Raw genomic sequence first — 280 nt, 5'->3', positions numbered from 1 at the left:
GCCACCGCCACCGGCCTGCGCCTCACGCCGACGCTGGTCTTCGACTACCCCACGGCCGCCACCGTCGTCGGCTACCTCCACACCGAACTGTTCGGCGCCGACGACCCCACCGAGGACCTGAGCGAGGCCTCCGCCGCCGACCTCTTCGCCATCCTCGACGCCGAACTCGCCACCCTGGACGACTGACCACCCCCACCCACCAGTCGCCCCCGCAGAAGACGGAAGGGCGGGCCCACCCCTGCGGGGTGGGCCCGCCCTTCCGCAGTGGCATAAAGTAGAG

At 71.8% G+C, this 280-nt stretch carries 1 pseudogene; it reads left to right on the top strand.

The features are described 5' to 3' along the window. Positions 1-186 (top strand): annotated as a pseudogene (locus tag C7C46_RS35640) (hypothetical protein); the annotation flags it as partial. Positions 187-280: the final 94 nt, after the last annotated feature.

Origin of the sequence: Streptomyces tateyamensis, from assembly GCF_003205575.1 — a bacterium.
GTDB lineage: Bacteria > Actinomycetota > Actinomycetes > Streptomycetales > Streptomycetaceae > Kitasatospora > Kitasatospora tateyamensis.
Note: the sequence above shows the minus strand (reverse complement) of the source record. Positions and strands in the feature narration are given on the sequence as shown.